This window comes from Parabacteroides sp. ASF519, from assembly GCF_000364265.2.
In the GTDB taxonomy this organism is placed as follows: domain Bacteria; phylum Bacteroidota; class Bacteroidia; order Bacteroidales; family Tannerellaceae; genus Parabacteroides; species Parabacteroides goldsteinii.
This window is the reverse complement of the sequence record NZ_AQFV02000006.1, coordinates 5,940,835-5,958,790: the sequence shown is the minus strand read 5'-3', so window position 1 is coordinate 5,958,790 and position 17,956 is coordinate 5,940,835. Positions and strand designations below refer to the sequence as shown.

The following is a 17,956-nucleotide window of genomic DNA, read 5'->3' as shown; positions in this document are numbered from 1 at the left end:
TATAGGAATGCGGGGATTTTCCCCGCATTTTTTATACCTTCGTCTCCGGAACTAAATTTGATACACATGAAAGTCACCTTTAATATAAACTTCCATACCGTTTGGGGACAGAAGTTATGTATAGTAGGGTCTATTCCGGAGCTTGGCTCATGGGAGCCTGCTTTGGCTAAAGAGATGAACTACAAAGGGGATGGAAACTGGCAGCTTGAGCTGGAGTTGGAACTTACATCGCCGCAACAGACCATAGAATACCGCTACTTTTTAAGTATAAACGATAAGCAGATATTTGAAGAGTGGGAGAAAAATCATCAGGTCACATTTGAAGGACATGCCAATCATTATACTTTATATGACTACTGGCAGATACGTCCGGCTAATCTGTCATTCTACTCGTCGGCTTTTACTAAAAGTCTGTTTGCACATCCCTGTAATACATACGAAAGAGTTGTTAAGAGCGGAAAGAAACTGACAATCAAGATATCGGCTCCCCGGGTGGAGAAATGGCAGAGTGTTGCCATCACCGGAAACCAGGAATGCCTGGGAAACTGGCATCCGGATAAAGCGTTGATACTTAGTTGCGATACCTTTCCCGACTGGCATATCGACCTGGATGCCAATGATATCATTTATCCGTTGGAATATAAGTTCCTGGTATATGATAATGACAAACACCAACCATTATATTGGGAGGAAGACGAAAACAGGAAGCTGAACTTGCCTCCGCAGGATTTCGGAGAAACAGTAGTGGTTTCCGGTCTGTCTTTTCGTGATAACTTACCGTTGTGGCGGTGTGCGGGGACAGTTATCCCTGTATTCTCTTTACGTTCGGAACAAGGATTCGGTGTCGGTGATTTGGGAGACCTCCGTATGTTGGTTGACTGGGCAAAGAAAACCCGCCAGCGCATTATCCAGGTGTTGCCGATGAATGACACGACGATGAGCCATACTTGGAGGGATTCCTATCCTTACAGTGCCATTTCTGTTTATGCGCTCCATCCGATGTATATCAGCCTGCCTTTGATGGGCGAACTGAAGGATGCAGACAGGGTTGCCTTCTACAAGGCAAAACAGGAAGAGCTGAATGCAAAAGATTTTGTCGATTATGAAGCGGCGGTAGGATATAAGCTGGCTTATTGCCGTGAGTTCTTTAGTCAGGAAGGACAAGCCATTCTGTCGAGTCCGGAATACCATGAGTTTTTTGAACAAAGCCAATCCTGGCTGATGCCTTATGCCGCTTACAGTTATCTGCGTGAGAAGTACCAGACTTCCGACTTTACGAAGTGGGATAAGAATGCAATCTATAATAAGTCTCAGATACGCGAACTTTGCTCGGAAGACAGCGGCGCCTATCCGGAGATATCCTTTTATTATTTCCTGCAATACATATTACATACTCAATTCAAGTCGGTATCCGACTATGCCCGTAAGAATGGCATTGTCCTGAAAGGCGACCTCCCTATCGGAGTGAATCGTACCAGTATCGATGCCTGGACAGAACCACAGTATTTCAATATGAACGGCCAGGCAGGAGCTCCGCCCGATGACTTTTCTGTCAATGGGCAGAACTGGGGATTTCCGACTTATAACTGGGATATTATGGAGAAAGACCATTTCTCCTGGTGGAAGAAACGTTTCCATAAGTTGAGCGACTATTTTGACTGTTTCCGTATCGACCATATCTTAGGCTTTTTCCGTATCTGGGAAGTTCCGTTGGATTATATACAAGGCCTTTGCGGACATTTTAATCCGGCTTTGCCTTTTACCCGGGAAGAGATTGAACAGTACGGATTAACTTTCAATGAAGCACGTTTTACTACACCGCATATTAACCGAAAGTTCCTGCCCGAGTTGTTTGGCGATTTGGCAGAAGAGGTAGAAGGTACTTATCTGGCACAGTCTTCATCCAATCATTTCGTCCTGAAATCATTCTGTGATACGCAACGGAAGATAGAAGCCATATTCGATGGGAAAACAGACGAAGTCTCTTTACGCATAAAAGACGGATTGTTTGCCATAGCCAATGAAGTGTTGTTTTTGCGTGACCCACAGGAAAAGGAAAAATTCCATCCGCGTATTTCAGCCAGCCATTCCTATATATATAGTGAATTGAATACATCCGAAAAGTATGCCTTCGACCAGCTGTATTGGGATTTCTTCTATCACCGTCATAACGACTTTTGGAAGGCACAGGCATTCAAGCGGCTGACTCCTTTAGTGGGCAGTACCAATATGCTGGTGTGCGGGGAAGACCTTGGGATGATTCCCGAATCGGTACCTGATGTAATGAACAAGTTACAGATTCTGAGTCTGGAGATTGAACGGATGCCAAAGACTCCTCAGCGGGAGTTTTCCGATTTGTTCAGTCTGCCGTATAATTCTGTTTGTACTACATCTACCCATGATATGTCACCGCTCCGCAACTGGTGGAAGGAAGATCGCGAAAAGATACAGCGCTATTATAATAATGTATTGCATTATGAAGGGCAGGCTCCCGGGGAATGTTCATCGGAAATTGCCTCCCGGATTATCACAAACCATCTGGCAACAAACTCTATGCTGACTATTATTCCTTTACAGGATTGGTTTGCTATTGACGATACGGTGAAGAGGAAAGACATCGAAGCCGAACGAATCAATGTCCCGGCCAACTCAAACCATTACTGGTGCTACCGGATGCATATACCGTTGGAAAGTCTGTTGATGAAAGAGGAGTTTAATGATAAGGTTGCGCAACTGATTGTTGCCTCAGGAAGAAAATAAGTAACAGGCTATAAAAGTAAAAAGCCCGGTAAATTACTGGGCTTTTGTTTTCTTTGTCATATCGGATGACATGTTGCAAACTCCGTTGAAACGGGCATTTGGCTCTATTTCCAGCGACTGGGTAAACACGTCTCCTTTAATGTTGGCGGTAGCTTTTAGTATCAGTTTTTCTGTGATACGTATAGAACCTTCCACTTCGCCCAAAATTTCGGCATTGGTAGAAATAATGTTGCCTACTACACGTCCTTTTGGACCCACTACGATTTTTCCACTGCAATTGATGTCGCCATCTACCTGTCCGTCTAATCTGAAATCGGTTTCTGTAATAATATTACCTTTTACGTTTGTTCCGGCGGCGAGGGTGTTATGTAGGCCACCGGCAGAGTTTTCATCTTTTTGTTTTATTCCCATCATAAATAGTTTGTTTGCTTAATCGCAAATATAGACTATTTTTTTGCAGATAGGTTTACTTTATCTACTTTTACAGATAAAATAACGAAAAATGACAGTACAAATAGAACTGGAAACCATGAAATTTTACGCCTGTCATGGGGTCTCCCCGCAGGAGACACGTGTCGGCAATACGTTTGTGGTAAATCTTGTATTGACGGCTCCCCTTGAAAAGGCGGTAGCCAGCGATGACCTGGAAGATACGATAAATTATGCCGTTGTCTACGAAGTTGTAAAGCGTGAAATGGCTATCCCTTCCAAATTACTGGAACATGCGGCGGGACGTATCCTGGCAGCCTTGAAGGATACTTTTCCGCAACTTCTGGCTATCGAACTGAAACTCTCCAAGTTGAACCCGCCTTTTGGAGGCGATGTTTACAGCGCCTCTATAATTCTAAGGGAGAGCTACGGTTAGTATTTGGATAACTTTCTCTATCTTTGCATTTTTAAAGCACAAATAAACAAAGCACCATGGCATTTACCAACAACGTAATGATTGTCCGCCACGGATTGATGGCGAAGTTAGTTAAACTTTGGAAGGAAAATCGTCTGCTCGACGAGATTGACCGTTTGCCCATAGAGTTGAGTCCCCGTAAATCGAAAGTAATAGGCCGTTGCTGCGTTCATAAGGAACGTGCCGTATGGAAATACAAGACACTTCCTCTTCTGGGTTTTGATATGCAGGACGAAGTTGACGAACTGACACCGCTCTCCGAGTATGCTAAACGGGCGCTGCTCCGTTCGGAAAACAAGAAAGAGAACCTGATGTGCGTGGTGGATGAAGCATGTTCCTCCTGTGTACAGGTAAACTATGAAATAACGAACCTCTGCCGTGGTTGTGTGGCGCGTAGCTGTTATATGAACTGTCCGAAAGACGCCATCCAGTTCAAAAAGAACGGACAGGCGCGGATTGACCATGACACTTGTATCAGTTGCGGCAAATGCCACCAGAACTGTCCTTACCATGCAATTGTTTATATACCGATTCCTTGTGAAGAAGTTTGCCCGGTCAAGGCTATCAGCAAAGATGAATACGGCGTGGAGCATATCGACGAATCAAAATGTATCTACTGCGGGAAATGTATCAATGCCTGTCCTTTCGGTGCTATCTTCGAAATCTCACAAGTGTTTGATATACTGCAACGTTTGCGCAATAAGGAGAAGATGATTGCCATCGTGGCCCCTTCCATTCTGGCACAATTCAGTGCACCGGTGGAAAGTGTGTACGGAGCGATTAAGGCAATGGGATTTGAGGAGATTGTGGAAGTCGCCCAGGGGGCGATGGAAACGACCCGCCGGGAAGCGGAAGAACTGAAGGAAAAGCTGGAAGAAGGACAACCGTTCATGACGACCAGCTGTTGTCCGTCGTATGTCCAGCTGGCAGAGAAACATATTCCGGACCTGAAGAAATATATCTCTTCAACCGGTTCCCCGATGTATTATACGGCCCGTCTCGTGAAAGAAAAACATCCGGACGCCAAAGTCGTTTTCATCGGCCCGTGTGTTGCTAAACGTAAAGAAGTAAAGATGGACCCGGCAGTCGACTTTACGCTGACTTTCGAGGAAATCGGTTCGGTGCTGGAAGGCCTGGGTATAAAGGTGGAAGAAGCGAAACCGTTCTCCGTCCTCTATAATTCCGTGCGTGAAGCACATGGCTTTGCCCAGAGCGGCGGTGTGATAAATGCCGTGAAAGTCTATCTGAAAGAAGAACAGGTAAATGCCGTACAGGTAGCTAACCTGACAAAGAAGAACGTCGCCCTGCTTCGTGCTTATGCCAAGACGGGAAAGGCTCCGGCACAGTTTATCGAAGTGATGGCCTGCGAAGGCGGGTGTGTAACCGGCCCTTGTATTCACGCCGATAAAGTAACCGGACAGAAGCAGTTGATTAAGGAACTTACTAAATTCTAAACAACAATGACAAAGAAAATCTTAGTATCATTCTCATTGGCCGGTGCGATGCTGTTGACAGCATGCGACCACCGGGAATTACCGGCGATGGGAGATTATTCCGTGCAGGTATTTCACGACACTCCGGTGAAGTTCGCCCCGGACCAGTATGCCGGTTACAGTGAACCGGGAGCAGATAGTATCTACCATCTGGTAAACGGACGTATCATCCTGAAGAAGGTTACATTGCCCGACTATAAACGCAATGTCTCCGTGAACCTGAAAGTAACAATCGCCTCCAACGGTGACCGTTGGGATAAGTCCGGTTCCTGTTTCATCCTTCCCAAAGAGTCGGCTATCAATCTGCTGAACATAGCAAAAGGAGAGAAGCAATTCCCTGCAGTAGACAGTACGAAATTGGAAAACTTGATTGGTATTGTTTCCGGTGAGGATTATGAACCGACTGTCGAACTGATGCGTTTTATGACCCCGTTCGGTGTCGGTCATTACAGCAGTGCAGACGATAGCCTGAGTAGCAAACGCAAGCCTGTTTATATCGACCAGTGGGCCGATAGTGTGAGTTGGGAGCAGAATATCACCGACCTGTATCCTTTGCTGGAAGGCGGGGCTTATGTAGGTGTCTTTATCGATACCTGGACTCCCGAAGGATATATTGCCAGTGTTACAATTGATGTGGACGAATCGGATATAACCTGTGACGCATTGCCTAAAAGACATGTGGAACCGTTGATGAATACGGTTTACTATATCGGTCAGTCTTATCCTGATATTTTTGCCCGTAAAGATGTGTCGACCGGCTTTACCGTTCCGGAAGGAGCAAAGAACGTGCGTCTGAAATATATCGTTACCGGACATGGTGGTCATAGTGGTGGCGACGAGTTTGTACAGAAGCGCAATATTATTTCTGTGGATGGCAAAGAAGTGCTGAACTTTATCCCGTGGCGTAATGACTGTGCCTCTTTCCGCCGTTTCAATCCGGCAACGGGCGTGTGGTTGGAGAAACGTCTGGCCTCTTATATCGGAGAGAAAGGATATGCGGAGAAAGAAGTGGAAGAGCCTGTCGCTTCTTCCGATTTTTCACGTTCCAACTGGTGTCCGGGTTCCGATGTGATGCCTGAGGAAGTCGAATTGACCGATATCCAACCGGGCGAACACACATTTACCGTAAGCATCCCCGAAGCTCAGGAGATAGATGGCAATAAATTGAACCATTGGTTGGTATCTGCTTATTTAGTCTGGGATGAATAGAAACAATTTAGTGACAGGAGTAACTGTTCCCCTCTTGAGAGGGGGCAGGGGGTGTGTTAAAGCAAGTGTTTAGGCAGAACTATAACACACCCCTTATCCCCTCTCAAGAGGGGAAACAGTTACCATCAGTCGCTTGATCTTTGTTATGAAATAACTTTAAACTAGCATATTATGGATACCTTACTCCCTTTTGCCCTCTTGTGCTTCACTTCTTTCTTTACCCTGACAAACCCGTTGGGTACTATGCCGGTTTTCCTGACGATGACTAACGGGATGAGTGACGATGAACGCAAAACCATTGTGCGCCGTGCCACCATCGTATCTTTTATCACTCTGATGGTTTTCACTTTCTCGGGGCAGTTCCTGTTCAAGTTCTTTGGTATCTCTACAAACGGTTTCCGTATTGCCGGCGGTATTATTATCTTTACCATCGGATTCGACATGCTTCAGGCACGTTATTCCAAGGCAAAACTGAAGGATGAAGAGGTAAAGACGTATGTGAACGATATCTCTATTACCCCGCTAGCCATCCCGATGCTTTGCGGCCCTGGTGCAATCGCCAACGGTATCATGCTGATGGAAGATGCGAATACGCTGATAAAGAAGATATTGCTGGTAAGCGTGATTGCTTCGGTCTACTTTATCACCTTCTTGATCCTCCGGGCATCCACTCGGCTGAACAAATATATGGGTGAGACGGGCAACAACGTGATGATGCGTCTGATGGGACTTATCCTGATGGTGATTGCCGTGGAATGTTTTGTAAGCGGTTTCAAACCAATAATGATTGACATATTGCAACAAGCTAATTTATAATGGAAGGAATACAGGTGATCGGCTTCGATGCCGACGACACACTTTGGGTAAACGAAACTTATTTTCTGGAGACGGAGCAAAAACTCCGTCTTTTGCTTGCTCCCTATGTAGACGGCGAAACTGTCTCGGCTGAACTGTTCCGTACGGAAAGCCGCAACATGCCTCTTTACGGTTACGGGGTAAAGGCTTATATCTTGTCTGTCCTGGAAACAGCTATCTGTATTACCGGCGGTAAAGTCCCGGCAAACGTACTGGAGCAAATCCTGGCCCTGGGAAAGGAACAACTCACCAAGCCGGTAGAACTGCTGGATGGAGTGGAGGAGACACTGAATGCGTTGGTTGGCCGTTACCGTCTGATTGTTGTGACCAAAGGCGACTTGCTCGACCAGGAACAGAAACTGCGCCGCTCAGGTATCGAGCATCTTTTCCATCACGTCGAGATCATGAGCGATAAGACCGACCGTGAATACCGTCTGCTGTTGAAGCATTTGGATATTCGTCCCGAAGAATTTCTGATGATTGGCAACTCTGTCCGTTCTGATATCCTCCCGCCTTTGGAACTTGGCAGTTATGCCGTTCATATTCCTTACCACACCACCTGGGAACATGAAAAGGTGGATGAGCCTGTCGTAAACCCGCGGTTCTTTACTGTCGATTCGTTGTGGGATATTATCTCTCTGCTTCCTTAAGCCGGTTCATTACTGGTTTTATCCTTTTGGGTCCTGACAATTAATCCCTTTTGTTATGACTTTTAAATATGTAATATATACGTTACAAATATGTAAGGTTAAACTTTCGGATATGTAAAGCATGCCTTACATATATGTATGCTTAATCTTTCTTTTCTAAAAGTCCTGACAAAAAAGGTTAGATGTCATATCCTTTCCACTTAGATATTATGAAGAAAGAACTTAAAGGTCGGAGTATTTCTTTTTCCCTTTCAAATAGAAAGCGAGGATTAGGCTGCTGCGCATCAGTTCCGGGATAATCGGAAGCGTTGTCTTTGCCAGGTTCTCCCTGCGTTTCTCTTCATATTCCGGTTTCATATCGAAAAAGGCTTTACGGGCCTCATATACAGCTTTGGCATTTTGAATATGGCCGCATAACAGGAATTTTGTAGCAGCTATATAATCCAACCAGAAGCGGGCACGCATAACAGGCTTCAGGTCTTTTTCGGGAAGGTTCTTGTAAAGCATCAGCAGGTTATTGCGGAAGTTGAGGAAAGTCTTGCGGGGACTCTCCACCTGCAAAGTCGCCCCTCCGACATGATAAACGACCGATTGGGGCGTACATACCAGCCGATACCCCCGCGAACGTAACCGCCAGCACATATCTATCTCCTCCTGATGGGCAAAGAAACCGGCATCGAGGCCGCCTATTTCCTTATAGACGGCGGTACGGATAAACAGGCAGGCCCCTGTTGCCCAGAGGATATCGGCAGGCGTATCATATTGGGCTTCATCTTTTTCTACGACATGGAGCATGCGTCCCCGGCAATAAGGATACCCGTAAATGTCCATATAACCGCCGGCCGCTCCGGCATATTCGAAATATTCCTTGTTGCGCTGTGCCCGTATCTTGGGTTGGGCGGCGGCGATGGTGGCATCGGCCTCAAGGGCAGCCAATGGTGCGTCGAGCCAGCCGGGGGTTACTTCGACATCACTGTTCAGCAGGACGGTATATTCGTTGTCGAGTTGTTTGAGTGCCTGGTTGTATCCTTCGGCGAAGCCGTAGTTCTTATCCAGCCGGATAATGCGGACGGAAGGGAACTTTTCCTGCAACAGGGCTATCGAGTTGTCGGTAGAACCATTATCGGCCACGACTACTTCTGCCTCTTCTGCCGGACTGTATGCTATTACCGACGGGAGAAATTCTTCCATTAGTTTCGCACCGTTCCAGTTAAGGATGACGATGGCTACTTTTTTAGTTGACAGATGGGGGGAGGAAGTCGTATTATTTGTCATGATATATTTATTATAGTGACTGGTTGTAACTGTTTCCCCTCTCGAGAGGGGAGGGGATTACTCCCGTTTATATTTCCAACGTTTATGTGTCCAGAGCCAATAGGCCGGATTGCGGAGAATCATCTTTTCCGTCATGCGGGCGTATGATTCGGTAATCTCGTTCTCGGCAGTCTGTTTGGCATGGGCGGTCATCAGCTTCATTTCGACTGTATAGTAGCCGCGTTTCACTTTCTGTACATCCAGGAAGATGACCGGCAAATCCAGTTTACGGGCGATACGTTCCGCACCGTTCAGCATAGCGGTATCCTGATTCAGGAAGGTAGTCCAGTAATGCAGGTTTGCCTTGCTGGGTGTCTGGTCGGCTATGAAGATAACGATGTTGTTGTTGCCTTCTTTCTTCAACGTCATCATGTCGCGTACCGTGTCGTTCTTCTTCATTCCATAAGAACCGAAGCGGGTGCGCAGATAAATGAACAGGCGGTCGACAGCTTTGTTATTTAACGGTCGGTAGATTTGCCACAGGCACGAATCGGTATATACCAGGCTGGAGGCGCTGAACCATTCCCAGTTGCCGTAATGGCCCATTAGCATCATCACTGTTTTTTGTCCTTCTGCCTGCAAACGGGTTGCCACTTCGGGATTCTTGATATGGGCACGGCGCAATACTTCTTCGGGAGAGATATGCGCCAGTTTGATTGTCTCGACAATATAGTCGGCAAAATGATGGTAAAAGGCCCTTTCCAACCGGCGTAATTCTATTTCCGATTTCTCGGGGAAAGAGGCTTCCAGGTTGCGGCGCACTACTTTTATCCTGTAACGAATCACCCAATAGATTAGTACATACAGGATATCGGACAGTACATACAGTACCGACATCGGTAAAAATGCATGCAGCTTGGCCCATGCAAAGATTAATCCGTATTGAATTTTATTCCACATATCAACCGATAGTTACTAATTCACAATTTAATGCGGTACGGTCTTCGTTCCATCCGGTCAGCGTCACCCGTCGGGTTTCGTTTACCAGCGAACTGTTGTAAGGTATCTCGACTTTAATATAATTCTCTGTGAAGCCGTGCATCCGGCCGTCTTTGCGGGTATGTTCGAATAAAACTTCCGCCTGGCTGCCGATATGGGCATCGTAGAAAGCATGAAGTTTCCTGTCGGAAATATCCAGCAGTTGCTGGCTGCGGGCATGTTTTACTTTCGGGTCGACCGAATGGGCAATCTTCAACGCCTGTGTTCCCGGACGTTCCGAATAGCTGAATACATGCAGCTGGCTGATGTCCAGGCTGTTGATGAAGTTGCGGGCATCTTCGAAGAACTCGTCCGTTTCGCCGCGTGTCCCGACAATCACGTCCACCCCGATAAAGGCGTGGGGCATGATTTCTTTAATCTTCTCGATCTTATGACGGAAAAGGGCCGTGTCGTAACGGCGGCGCATCAGTTTCAGCACCTCGTCGCTTCCGCTCTGTAAAGGGATATGGAAGTGAGGGGCGAACCGTTTGCTGGAGGCTACGAAGTCGATGGCCTCGTCCGTAATGAGGTTCGGCTCGATGGAAGAAATACGGTAACGCACGATACCTTCTACTTCGTCGAGTGCACGAATCAGGTCGATGAAAGTCTCGCCCGTCGACTTGCCGAAGTCGCCGATATTGACTCCGGTCAGCACGATTTCTTTTCCACCTTTGGCAGCTACCTCCCGTGCCTGCTCCACCATACTGGCGATTGTGCCGTTGCGGCTTCGTCCGCGGGCAAAAGGAATGGTACAATAGGAGCAGAAGTAATCGCATCCGTCCTGTACTTTCAGGAAATGACGCGTACGGTCGTCTGCCGAACAGGAAGGGGAGAAGGTCCGTATATCTTTAGTTTGTGAGGCAACGACTGCGCCGCCTTCTTCTTTCTTTTTCAGGTCATCCAGATACATTAATATATCCAGTTTTTGCTCTGCGCCCAAAACCAGGTCGACCCCCTCGATATGGGCCACCTCTTCCGGTTTGAGCTGCGCGTAACAGCCGGTCACAACAATAAAGGCTCCCGGATGCTGTTTGCTGATGCGACGGATGGCCTGGCGACATTTCTTATCGGCCAGTTCCGTTACCGAGCAGGTGTTTACGACACAGATGTCTGCTTTTTCACCCGCACGGGCTTTACGTACGCCCTGCTCTGCCAATACCTTCCCGATGGTGGAGGTCTCTGCGAAGTTGAGCTTACAGCCCAGGGTATAATAAGCAGCTATTTTATTTTCAAATACGGTTTTGTCTATCATTGCGATTGAATTATCGCGCAAATGTAATTAAAATTATTGACATGTAGATTGTTGGTGTTTTGTGTGGTTTCAGTAATCTCGTTATTGGGTCGGGTTTTATGAAATGCGCTGTTTTATAAATGGTGTGGCGAATAATAAATATTGATTATCTAAGTCTATTATAAAAGCTTTCTGCTAAATTTGTAACAATTTAATAAATGATACGATATGAAAGAGTTATTTTTAAGTTTTAAGTATTCCTTTAGTTCAGGAACTGGTGAATTGGAAGGTGAGAGATATTTTCAAACTGTATTTATTGATATCTATGCTGAAGATGCCGATAATGAGGGAGATAGTGTGCTGATTGGTAAATCTTGTGTAAAAGTTATTTTATTAAGTCAGGCACTGGAAAATCAGTATGACCTTGCTGAATTAGCGGATATGAATAGAGAACTGGGGCAGATCCTGGATCTTGAGCCAGAGTCGGACCTGGATATTTTCAAACAGTCCATAATAGAAAAATATCCGGAGTGTTGTATGAATAACAATGTTTGCGTATTGGATAGATTGGTACTTATTCCTGAATATAGGGGATACGGAATTTCTAAGAAAGTAATTAAAGATACGATCTTCCATTTTAGCACGGCTTGTGGTTTGTTCGTTATTTATCCTTTCCCCTTGCAGTTAGAGGGAGAACATTGTATTTGTGAAGATCCCTGGGAAGACAAGAACTGGTATAAAGGACTTGAAAAGAATGAAAAGAAAGCGTTCAGCAAATTGACTTCTTATTTTCAAAAGCTAGGCTTCGAGAAGATAAAAGGTATGAATGATTTACTGTTTTATTGTCCTTTCTTTGTGAATAAGAAACTGGATGAAATAGATTTGAATGAATTGACCGTTATTCCGGGTTAACAGGTAATAAAGAGGAAATATGTAGAATGGCATGCAGATTGGGCAGATATAGATGCTCTCTGCATGCCATTTTACATATTAAGTTGTTTATTCGCCATAAAGTACGTATATTTCGTACGATTTATTCGTGCAAACGTAAGGTCGTTCGTAATTAGTATTCACAACAAACAGAAAGAAATGAAGAAACTAAATGTAAATCTGGTAATTATCCTCTTTTTCATAGGGGGATGCACTGGTTGCCAACAGTCCGGTTCCCAAAATGACGAGATTATCACCGTCGATGTCACTGCCAGCTACCCTGAAAAGGAACTGATTCTCCAGGATATAATGGATGTGGAATACGTTCCGCTGGAAACCACTGACGAGTTTATCACTCATGGTATTGTGGAAGCTATCGGTATGGAATTCCTGCTGGTAAGAAACCGGAACGATGGAAATATCTTCGTCTTTGACAGGAAAACAGGTAAAGGCCTGCGAAAGATAAACCGTCTGGGGCAAGGAGCTGAGGAATATTCCGGTATTTCAGGGATTATTCTGGATGAAGATAATAACGAATTGTTTGTCGTAGACTATACTAAGAAGATATTGACATATGACTTATCCGGAAACTTTAAAAGAAGTTTCAAATTTGCAGATAACAGTCATTATGACGATGTATTCGATTACGACCGGGAGCATCTGATTACTTATAAGAAATACTACGGAACGCCGGAAGAAAACAGGCAAGCATGCCATATACTGTTTTCAAAGCAGGACGGAAGTGTCACCCAGGAAATACCAATTCCCTTTAAAGAGATGAAGACACCGGTTGTGATGAAAGATGAATTGGTTGTAACGCCTGAGTTTCATATGACATTTCCAGCCAAGGATCATTGGGTGCTTGTGAATACATCTTCCGATACTGTGTACAACTATTTGCCGAAGGGCAATCTAACTCCTTCTATTGTCAGGACTCCCTCCATACAATCCATGGAAGTAGAAGTCTTTCTTTTCCCAACCATTATCACCGACCGCTATTATTTCATGCGGACTATGAAGAAAGAATTGGACTATAAAACGTTTAAAGGATTTCCCGGTACCGATTTGGTGTATGACAAGCAGGAAAAAGCAATCTTCAACTATACTATATGTAATGCTGATTACTCGAATAAGAAACAGGTCTCTTTCTTCTCGAAGCCTAAAAATCAAGAAATACCGGTCAGTCTGTCATTAGAAGCCTCTGACCTTACGGAGGCTTACGAAAAAGGACAGCTGAAAGGCCGTTTGAAAGAAATTGCAGCGACCTTGGATGAGGAAGCGAATCCGGTGATTATGCTGATAAAGCATAAGAAATAAAGAAATCAAACAGAGGCTGAGTTTGACCGGGTAAGGGTTAAACTCAGCCTGTCTGTTGTGTATCTGCCGGATAGTCTGTATTTTTGCACGAAATATAAGCATCTGTGCTATGATACAAGAAAACTTCATTAAGATATACGAAAACAGTTTCAAGGAAAACTGGTCGTTACCCGCACTGACAGATTACAGCAAGAACGTCACTTTTACATTTGAGGATGTAGCGAAGGAAATAGCCCGTATCCACATCCTGTTTGAGGAATGTCAGATACGCCGGGGAGATAAAATCGCTCTGATCGGTAAAGACAGTGCCCGCTGGTGTATTGTCTATATGGCGGCTGTTACGTATGGTGCAATCATAGTCCCCATCTTGCAAGATTTCAATCCGAACGACGTACATCATATTATCAATCATTCCGAATCGGTCTTCCTGTTCGTCAGCGACCGTATCTGGGATTCATTGGAAGAGGATAAGATAGAAGAGATACGCGGTGTATTCTCTCTTTCCGATTTCCGTTGCCTGCATCAGCGTGACGGCGAAAGCATTCAGAAATTGATGAAGTCGATGGATGAGAAGATGGCGGAAAAGTATCCGAAGGGATTCAGCAAGAGCGATATAAAATATGCCGAACTGGATAACGACAAGGTTGTCCTGCTGAACTATACTTCCGGTACGACCGGTTTCAGTAAAGGCGTTATGCTGACCGGAAATAATCTGGCGGGAAATGTAACTTATGCCAAGACCCTCGATTTGATGTATCGTGGCGACCGCGAATTATGCTTCCTGCCGTTGGCACATGCCTATAGCTGTGCTTTCAACTTCCTCGTACCGATGGCGGTAGGTGCCCATGTCTATATGTTGGGAAAAGTTCCTTCTCCGAAAATCTTGTTGAAAGCATTTGAAGAGGTAAAGCCGAACCTGATTCTGACCGTTCCGTTGATTCTTGAAAAGATATACAAAAAGATGATTCTTCCGCAGTTGAGCAAAACAACGATGAAGCTGGCGTTGAATATTCCTTTGCTGGATTCGCGCATTTATGCCCAGATTCGTAAACATCTGGTGGATGCTATGGGAGGACGCTTCCGTGAAGTGATTGTCGGTGGAGCTGCCATGAACCAGGAAGTGAGCGATTTCCTGTATAAAATCAAATTCCCGTTTACTATCGGTTACGGAATGACTGAATGCGGGCCGCTGATTAGCTACGACCACAATTATGAATATGTGCCCGGTTCCTGCGGACAAGTCCTGAAAGGAATCATGGAAGTACGTATCGATTCTGATGACCCCTATAATAAGGTAGGGGAAATCCAGGTCCGGGGTGAGAATGTAATGAAAGGCTACTATAAAAATGAAGAAGCGACAAAGAATGCTTTTACCGAAGACGGCTGGCTTCATACCGGCGACCTGGGAACGATTGATGCGGATAACCGTATCTTTATCCGGGGCCGTAGCAAGACGATGATTCTGGGAGCAAGCGGACAGAATATCTATCCGGAAGAGATTGAGTCGAAAATCAATAACCTGCCTTTCGTCATGGAAAGTATCGTTATCGAGAAAAACGGCAAGCTGGTAGCTTTGGTCTATCCGGATTACGATACGGTAGACGGTACCGGAATATCCCATACCGACCTGCCGGTCATTATGGAACAGAACCGGGTTGAGTTAAATAAGCAGCTGGCTTCCTATGAAGTTGTTTCAGAAATACAATTATACCCGACAGAGTTTGAAAAAACACCGAAGAAGAGTATCAAGAGGTATTTGTATAGCAACTACTGATACGTATCCATGTCTTGATTAACAGTCTATTACGCTTGTTGCAAAAAATAATTGAAAAAAAAGCATCTTATGTTGTACAACATATATAATTAATACATACATTTGCATCGTTTTACAACAACAAGAAGATATTATAGACCGTTTAAATTAAAGACAAAATGAAAAAGTTAGTTGCATTTGCTGCTATCGTTGCAGCCGTTTCTTTCACATCATGTGGTAACAAATCTGCAGAATCAAATGCTGAAGTAGCTGAAACAGAAACTACAGTAGAAGAAACTACTCCTGCAGTTGTTGAAGAAGAAACAGTAACAGAAGAAGTTGCTCCTGCTGAAGGCGATTCAACTGCTGTTGCTACTGAAACAGAAGCTGCTCCTGCTGAATAATATTCAGTAATCAGTTAAAAGGACAGTCTGTATGCTCAAACATACAGACTTTTTTTGTTTATAACGGTATTCAATATGAAAAGAAATCGAATCATTATCCCAGTTGTCGCATTGTTGAGTCATACGATGTATGCCCAGACCCCGGTTGACATGAATTTGCAGTTGCAGAATGTGGAAATACAGGGTAAACGTATTGCCGGTCTCAATGGCGGTGAGGTTAAACGTCTTCAGGTAGACAAGAACCTGAGCAGTATGACGGGCACGGTGTCGGAGGCCTTCCGGCAAATGCCTTCGCTGGTGACCGATATCGAAGGGGGAGTCACTTATCGCGGGTCGGGTAAAGCCGGGATGCTGATTAATGGTATTCCTTACGGATTGCTGGAGGAATATAGCGGAGATGTCCTTATCCAGTTGCCAGCTTTATTTTTCAACCGGATATCAATGTCTGCCTTGCCTGATATTTCGCTGGTGCCTGATGGGGATGCCGGTGTACTGAACCTTTCCTCTACTAATTATACAAAATCGGATTCACCGCTGACGGTGACGTTGGGAGCGGGATTGCAGGAACGGTATAATGCCGGGGCAATCGTAAATCTGCATCCGGGGAAATTTCATATCATTGGGAAATATAATTATCGGAAGGAATACCGCGAACGTTCGTTTGACAAGACGACAAAAACGGATGCCGGTACAACCATCATGAATAATAATGCATCGGCACGTCCGGATGTTCATCTGGCCGACCTGAGTGTGGGGTATGACCTGACTTCAAAAGACTTGCTGACTGTCTACGGATTATATCATTTGATGGATTACAGCCGTTATGGGGGAATCAATAATAAGGTCTTGAACCCGGATGGAAGTGTAAAGAACCAAATGACCCGCCATCGTTATAACGACCAGCGTCAGGATGCTTATGCCTTGGAGGCCCGTTGGAACCATTATTTTTCCAATCCGTTGGATCAGTTGAGTGTAACATTCAATTATAATGACTTCGGTTATGATGAGGACAATTACTATGAAAATGAGAAGCCGGGAACCGGAACTATCCTGAAGAAAGACAATATGTTCATCAATCAGGACAAGCATAATTATTATTTTTCTGCTGCTTTCAGTAAGTTGTTTGCCGATGAATGGTATTTCAAAGCCGGATATATCGGACGTATCAAGGATGAAACTTACAGGACGGAGACAAACGACATCGGCCTGGATGATAATAACTGGACTCCCGTTGCAGATAAAACATACGATTATTCTTTCAACCGGAATACCCATTTGTTGTACGCCTCGGTCGACAGACACTGGGACCGCTTCTCTGCCGAAGCCGGTCTGCAGGCGGAAGTCAATGCACAGAAATTCAAAACACAAAAAAGCAATACTCGTTTTCATGTGTATCCCCGGGTAAAGTTTTCTTTGCAGACCGGCAACGCGGGCAGTTTGTCATTGAGTTATCTGCAACGCGTGATTCGTCCTAATGGAGCGGATTTGAGTCCTTTCACCAATTACAGTGACCCGACTCATCTGTCACAGGGAAATCCGGATTTGAAGGATGAGTTCATTCATTCATTGGAATTGTCTTATCTGTTGGTTGCAAATCGTTTCCGTTTCTCTCCGGCCATTTATTACCGTAATAAATCGAACCGGATTATGGAAGTGATAAACGAGGAGTCTATCTGGCAGAAAGAGAATATAGGCCACAGCCAGGCATTGGGTTTTGAACTTTCCGGAAACTGGAATCCTATCCGTATCCTGAATATCGGTTTTTCCGGTAATGTGTACAGAGATGAGATCGATGGCAGAACGGTTGGCTATGAGGAGAAGAAGTCAATGGTTTGCACCGACCTGAAAGGAAGTGTGAGTATCTATATCACCCCGACCACGGAGTTTCAGCTGGATGGCTTCTTTATCTCGGACCAACTGACTCCGCAGGGTAAAATCAAAAGCCACAGCAGTGTGAATGCCGGGCTTTCCCAATATTTCATGCATCGTAAACTGCGTGCCAATCTGAGTATCAATAATATCTTTGACGGCCTGGAAGAGACGACCCTTATCGATACAAGCAAAATGCACATGGAGCAAGTACGCAACCGGGATGCACGGGTGACCTGGCTGACATTGACCTATAGTTTGTAATAAACGAAACTATATAGGTGGGGAA

General features: G+C 45.1%; 15 protein-coding genes. 11 read left to right on the top strand and 4 right to left on the bottom strand.

From position 1 onward, the window contains the following. The first annotated feature begins 66 nt into the window (after window positions 1–66). On the top strand, window positions 67–2,760 hold the full coding sequence (locus tag C825_RS23930) for a 4-alpha-glucanotransferase (protein WP_010800472.1): 2,694 nt from the start codon (window positions 67–69) through the stop codon (window positions 2,758–2,760). A gap of 33 nt (window positions 2,761–2,793) precedes the next feature. On the opposite strand, the gene C825_RS23925 is transcribed toward C825_RS23930, so the two are convergent. Then, window positions 2,794–3,174, bottom strand: a complete 381-nt coding sequence (locus C825_RS23925; protein WP_010800471.1) for a bactofilin family protein — start codon at window positions 3,172–3,174, stop codon at window positions 2,794–2,796. An 88-nt stretch (window positions 3,175–3,262) separates the two neighbouring features. Between C825_RS23925 and folB the strand changes: the two genes are divergently transcribed. From folB to C825_RS23900, 5 genes are all read left to right on the top strand, one after another. Beyond that, window positions 3,263–3,625: a dihydroneopterin aldolase gene (folB, locus tag C825_RS23920; protein ID WP_010800470.1), complete on the top strand. Its 363-nt coding sequence runs from the start codon at window positions 3,263–3,265 to the stop codon at window positions 3,623–3,625. A 56-nt stretch (window positions 3,626–3,681) separates the two neighbouring features. Next, window positions 3,682–5,118 carry a monomeric [FeFe] hydrogenase gene (locus C825_RS23915; protein WP_007654143.1) on the top strand — a complete coding sequence of 479 codons (1,437 nt, stop codon included), beginning with the start codon at window positions 3,682–3,684 and terminating at the stop codon, window positions 5,116–5,118. A gap of 6 nt (window positions 5,119–5,124) precedes the next feature. After that, the gene (locus tag C825_RS23910) at window positions 5,125–6,366 is read left to right on the top strand and encodes a PNGase F N-terminal domain-containing protein (protein ID WP_010800469.1); all 1,242 of its coding nucleotides are present in this window, start codon (window positions 5,125–5,127) and stop codon (window positions 6,364–6,366) included. A 171-nt stretch (window positions 6,367–6,537) separates the two neighbouring features. Then, the gene (locus C825_RS23905) at window positions 6,538–7,182 is read left to right on the top strand and encodes a MarC family protein (protein ID WP_010800468.1); all 645 of its coding nucleotides are present in this window, start codon (window positions 6,538–6,540) and stop codon (window positions 7,180–7,182) included. Further along, on the top strand, window positions 7,182–7,871 hold the full coding sequence (locus C825_RS23900; protein WP_010800467.1) for an HAD family hydrolase: 690 nt from the start codon (window positions 7,182–7,184) through the stop codon (window positions 7,869–7,871). The genes C825_RS23905 and C825_RS23900 overlap by 1 nt, the downstream gene beginning before the upstream one ends. A 222-nt stretch (window positions 7,872–8,093) precedes the next feature. Here the strand turns inward: C825_RS23900 and C825_RS23895 are convergent, their stop codons facing one another. The 3 genes from C825_RS23895 to mtaB are packed head-to-tail and all read right to left on the bottom strand — an operon-like array spanning window position 8,094 to window position 11,415. Continuing rightward, window positions 8,094–9,146, bottom strand: a complete 1,053-nt coding sequence (locus C825_RS23895; protein WP_010800466.1) for a glycosyltransferase family 2 protein — start codon at window positions 9,144–9,146, stop codon at window positions 8,094–8,096. Window positions 9,147–9,203: 57 nt separating this feature from the next. Continuing rightward, on the bottom strand, window positions 9,204–10,085 hold the full coding sequence (locus C825_RS23890) for a lysophospholipid acyltransferase family protein (protein ID WP_007654137.1): 882 nt from the start codon (window positions 10,083–10,085) through the stop codon (window positions 9,204–9,206). 1 nt (window position 10,086) lies between these two features. After that, window positions 10,087–11,415: a tRNA (N(6)-L-threonylcarbamoyladenosine(37)-C(2))-methylthiotransferase MtaB gene (gene mtaB / locus C825_RS23885; protein WP_044215218.1), complete on the bottom strand. Its 1,329-nt coding sequence runs from the start codon at window positions 11,413–11,415 to the stop codon at window positions 10,087–10,089. Between the two features lie 207 nt (window positions 11,416–11,622). Here mtaB and C825_RS23880 point away from each other — a divergent pair, with 207 nt between their 5' ends. The 5 genes from C825_RS23880 (at window position 11,623) to C825_RS23860 (ending at window position 17,931) form a co-directional block, all read left to right on the top strand. After that, complete coding sequence (locus tag C825_RS23880) at window positions 11,623–12,306, top strand: hypothetical protein (RefSeq protein WP_007654127.1); 684 nt, start codon at window positions 11,623–11,625, stop codon at window positions 12,304–12,306. A gap of 177 nt (window positions 12,307–12,483) precedes the next feature. Beyond that, window positions 12,484–13,641 carry a 6-bladed beta-propeller gene (locus C825_RS23875; protein ID WP_010800464.1) on the top strand — a complete coding sequence of 386 codons (1,158 nt, stop codon included), beginning with the start codon at window positions 12,484–12,486 and terminating at the stop codon, window positions 13,639–13,641. A gap of 109 nt (window positions 13,642–13,750) precedes the next feature. Further along, window positions 13,751–15,415 carry an AMP-binding protein gene (locus tag C825_RS23870; protein WP_010800463.1) on the top strand — a complete coding sequence of 555 codons (1,665 nt, stop codon included), beginning with the start codon at window positions 13,751–13,753 and terminating at the stop codon, window positions 15,413–15,415. Window positions 15,416–15,573: 158 nt separating this feature from the next. Beyond that, window positions 15,574–15,798, top strand: a complete 225-nt coding sequence (locus C825_RS23865; RefSeq protein WP_007654122.1) for a hypothetical protein — start codon at window positions 15,574–15,576, stop codon at window positions 15,796–15,798. A gap of 75 nt (window positions 15,799–15,873) precedes the next feature. After that, the gene (locus C825_RS23860; RefSeq protein WP_010800462.1) at window positions 15,874–17,931 is read left to right on the top strand and encodes an outer membrane beta-barrel family protein; all 2,058 of its coding nucleotides are present in this window, start codon (window positions 15,874–15,876) and stop codon (window positions 17,929–17,931) included. Window positions 17,932–17,956: the final 25 nt, after the last annotated feature.

Coding starts and splice junctions, on each gene's coding strand:
- folB (WP_010800470.1), top strand. CDS start 3,263: ATGACAGTACAAATAGAACTGGAAACCATGAAATTTTACGCCTGTCAT.
- C825_RS23905 (WP_010800468.1), top strand. CDS start 6,538: ATGGATACCTTACTCCCTTTTGCCCTCTTGTGCTTCACTTCTTTCTTT.
- C825_RS23915 (WP_007654143.1), top strand. CDS start 3,682: ATGGCATTTACCAACAACGTAATGATTGTCCGCCACGGATTGATGGCG.
- C825_RS23860 (WP_010800462.1), top strand. CDS start 15,874: ATGAAAAGAAATCGAATCATTATCCCAGTTGTCGCATTGTTGAGTCAT.
- mtaB (WP_044215218.1), bottom strand. CDS start 11,415: ATGATAGACAAAACCGTATTTGAAAATAAAATAGCTGCTTATTATACC.
- C825_RS23900 (WP_010800467.1), top strand. CDS start 7,182: ATGGAAGGAATACAGGTGATCGGCTTCGATGCCGACGACACACTTTGG.
- C825_RS23880 (WP_007654127.1), top strand. CDS start 11,623: ATGAAAGAGTTATTTTTAAGTTTTAAGTATTCCTTTAGTTCAGGAACT.
- C825_RS23925 (WP_010800471.1), bottom strand. CDS start 3,174: ATGATGGGAATAAAACAAAAAGATGAAAACTCTGCCGGTGGCCTACAT.
- C825_RS23910 (WP_010800469.1), top strand. CDS start 5,125: ATGACAAAGAAAATCTTAGTATCATTCTCATTGGCCGGTGCGATGCTG.
- C825_RS23865 (WP_007654122.1), top strand. CDS start 15,574: ATGAAAAAGTTAGTTGCATTTGCTGCTATCGTTGCAGCCGTTTCTTTC.
- C825_RS23870 (WP_010800463.1), top strand. CDS start 13,751: ATGATACAAGAAAACTTCATTAAGATATACGAAAACAGTTTCAAGGAA.
- C825_RS23875 (WP_010800464.1), top strand. CDS start 12,484: ATGAAGAAACTAAATGTAAATCTGGTAATTATCCTCTTTTTCATAGGG.
- C825_RS23895 (WP_010800466.1), bottom strand. CDS start 9,146: ATGACAAATAATACGACTTCCTCCCCCCATCTGTCAACTAAAAAAGTA.
- C825_RS23930 (WP_010800472.1), top strand. CDS start 67: ATGAAAGTCACCTTTAATATAAACTTCCATACCGTTTGGGGACAGAAG.
- C825_RS23890 (WP_007654137.1), bottom strand. CDS start 10,085: ATGTGGAATAAAATTCAATACGGATTAATCTTTGCATGGGCCAAGCTG.